Origin of the sequence: Dietzia sp. DQ11-44 (assembly GCF_014145205.1) — a bacterium.
Taxonomy (GTDB): Bacteria; Actinomycetota; Actinomycetes; order Mycobacteriales; family Mycobacteriaceae; genus Dietzia; species Dietzia natronolimnaea.
The window spans coordinates 1-2,940 of sequence record NZ_JAALEC010000561.1 but is presented as its reverse complement, the minus strand read 5'-3'; the positions used below and the strand labels follow the sequence as shown (position 1 = coordinate 2,940).

Genomic DNA, 2,940 nt, shown 5'->3' with positions numbered 1-2,940 from the left:
TCCCCTGCCGCAGCCGCTTGAACACCTCCCAGGTCCCGATGGCCACGGCACCGGCCGCGACCAGGTACCAGGCCCTGGGGTTGAACGCGATACTCGCGATCACCAGAGCCCCGAGCCCGACGCCCACCGGGATGGCGCGGGTCAGGTCCCTTCCCGCCCGCGACGGCGGAGCCGCGGCCGCGGCTGTGGGCCCGGGTGGGCCGGGCGGGGCGGTGTCCACCACATTCTCCTCGAGTCTCGGGGGTGGGTCGGCGGGTGCTGGGAGATCAGACCTCCATCAACTCGCCTTCCTTGGCCTTGACGAGCTCGTCCACGTCGGCCACGTACCGATGGGTGAGCTTGTCGAGTTCCTTCTCGGCGGCGTTGACCTCGTCCTCGCCGGCCTCGCCGTCCTTGACGATGCGCTTGAGCTCGTCCATCGCCTTACGCCGGACACCTCGGAGCGCGATACGACCGTCCTCGGCCTTCGACTTGGCCTGCTTGACCAGATCGCGCCGGCGCTCCTCGGTGAGCTGTGGGACCGTCACGCGCAGAACCTGGCCGTCGTTGGTCGGGTTGACGCCGAGATCCGAGTTCCGGATGGCGTTCTCGATCGGACCGATCTGGGACATCTCGTACGGCTTGATGATGAGCATCCGGGGCTCGGGCACCGCGATACTCGCCATCTGGGTGATGGGGGTCAGGGTCCCGTAGTACTCGCAGAGCACCCGGTTGAACATGCCGGGGTTGGCGCGACCGGTACGGATGGCGGCGAGCTCGTCACGGACGTGCTCCACGGCCTTCTCCATCTTCTCCTCGGCCTCGAGCAGGGTGTCGTCGATCATGTGTTGTCTTCCGTTCTCTACGTGGATGAGGGGCGCGGATCCCGCGCCTCAGGCCGGGCTGCTGACCAGGGTCCCGATCTCCTCACCGGCGACGGCGCGCGCGATGTTGCCCTCGGTGAGGAGGTTGAAAACCAGGATGGGCATCTTGTTGTCCATGCAGAGGCTGAACGCGGTCGTGTCGGCGACCTTCAGTCCCCGTTCCAGGCACTCGCGGTGCTCGATCCGTGCGAAGAGTTCGGCGTCGGGGTTGGTCCGCGGGTCGTCGGAGTAGACCCCGTCGACGGCCTTGGCCATCAACAGCACCTCGGCCTTGATCTCGAGCGCCCGTTGGGCGGCTGTCGTGTCGGTGGAGAAGTAGGGCATTCCCATGCCCGCGCCGAAGATCACCACACGCCCCTTCTCCAGATGCCTCTCGGCACGAAGGGGGATGTACGGTTCCGCGACCTGACCCATGTGGATGGCGGTCTGCACCCGCGTGGACACGCCCTCCTGCTCGAGGAAGTCCTGCAGCGCCAGACAGTTCATGACGGTGCCGAGCATCCCCATGTAGTCGCTCCGTGCGCGGTCGAGGCCACGCTGCTGCAACTGGGCGCCGCGGAAGAAGTTCCCGCCGCCGATGACGATCGCGATCTGCGCGCCCGTGCGGGACACCTCGGCGATCTGCCTGGCGACCGACTGGACCACATCGGGGTCGATCCCCACGCCGCCCCCGCCGAACATCTCTCCGCCCAGCTTGAGCATCACACGCTTGTAGCCGTCCCGCGGGTCGGTCATCGCTCTCCTCGTCCCGGACGGATCACGCCCGTCTCGTGCGTCAACGCCCCCGACGTCGTCGTCGAGAAGCCGTACGGCCCTTGGTGGGACCTCGTCTATTCTGCCCTATCGCCACCGCCGCCACACCGCAGCCCGCGCGCCCGCGTACGGGGCCGGTCGGACACGCGCCGACGGCGGCACCCGGGAGTCCGGGTGCCGCCGTCGGAGGAGTACCCGCGAGCGCGGGTACCAGGGGCGGATCAGGCCTGGCCGACCTCGAAACGGAGGAAGGCCGTCACCGTGGCGCCGGCCTCGGTGAGGAGCGCGCCGACGGTCTTCTTGCTGTCGGTGACGGACGGCTGGTCCAGGAGGACGACGTCCTTGTAGAAGCCGTTGAGACGACCCTCGACGATCTTCTGCAGAGCCTGCTCGGGCTTGCCCTCCTCGCGGGCGGTGGCCTCCGCGATCTCGCGCTCCTTGGCCACGATCTCGGCGGGCACCTCGTCGCGCGAGACGTACTGCGCCTTGAGCGCGGCGATCTGCATGGCGGCCGAGCGGGCGGCGGCCTCGGCGGACTCGCCCTCGCCCTGGTAGGCCACCATCACGCCGACGGCCGGCGGGAGGTCGGAGGAGCGCTTGTGGAGGTAGACCGCGACGGGGCCGTCGAGCTTGCCCACGCGACGCAGGACCAGCTTCTCGCCGGACTTGGCGGAGAACGAGACCACCGCGTCGGCGACCGTCGACCCGTCGAGCTCGGCGCCGTTGAGGGCGTCGAGGTCGGAGATGCCCTGGGAGGCGGCGACGTCGACGATCTTGTCGGCCAGCGCGATGAACTCGGCGCTCTTCGCCACGAAGTCGGTCTCGGAGTTGAGTTCGATCATGACACCGTCCTTGACGGCGACCAGGCCCTCGGCGGTGGTGCGCTCTGCACGCTTGCCCACGTCCTTGGCGCCCTTGATGCGCAGGACCTCGACGGCCTTGTCGAAGTCGCCGTCGGTCTCCTCGAGTGCCTTCTTGCAGTCCATCATCCCGGAGCCGGTGAGCTCACGCAGACGCTTGACGTCGGCAGCGGTGTAGTTCGCCATGGTGGGGCGACCCTCCTAAAAGAGTTCGTGATGTGTCGGAAGTTGTTGACGTCGGCCGGCGGGCGCGATCGACTCCACCCTAGACGCCTCGGCGCCGGGGGACCCCTCGCCCACCGTCACCGACACGTCGGGCCCGGCCCCCGGGAGATCCCGCGTGGGGATCGTGGGCGGCCGGGCCCGACGTGCTCGAGCTGGTGGTGGGAGATCAGGCCTCGGTGGACTCGGCCGCGGGGGCCTCCGTCGCAGCGGCCTCGGCCTCGGCCGCGGGGGCCTCGGTC

The 2,940-nt window shown here is 69.1% G+C and carries 3 protein-coding genes and 1 pseudogene; all 4 read right to left on the bottom strand.

Annotated elements, in window-relative coordinates; all coding sequences use genetic code 11:
* Positions 1–220: pseudogene (locus G6018_RS13440) on the bottom strand (phosphatidate cytidylyltransferase); the annotation flags it as partial.
* A 46-nt stretch (positions 221–266) separates the two neighbouring features.
* The gene (frr, locus tag G6018_RS13435; protein ID WP_182610948.1) at positions 267–824 is read right to left on the bottom strand and encodes a ribosome recycling factor; all 558 of its coding nucleotides are present in this window, start codon (positions 822–824) and stop codon (positions 267–269) included.
* Positions 825–872: 48 nt separating this feature from the next.
* Positions 873–1,598: a UMP kinase gene (gene pyrH, locus G6018_RS13430; protein ID WP_179525457.1), complete on the bottom strand. Its 726-nt coding sequence runs from the start codon at positions 1,596–1,598 to the stop codon at positions 873–875.
* A 239-nt stretch (positions 1,599–1,837) separates the two neighbouring features.
* Positions 1,838–2,662, bottom strand: a complete 825-nt coding sequence (tsf, locus tag G6018_RS13425) for a translation elongation factor Ts (RefSeq protein ID WP_179525458.1) — start codon at positions 2,660–2,662, stop codon at positions 1,838–1,840.
* Between the last annotated feature and the right edge of the window lie 278 nt (positions 2,663–2,940).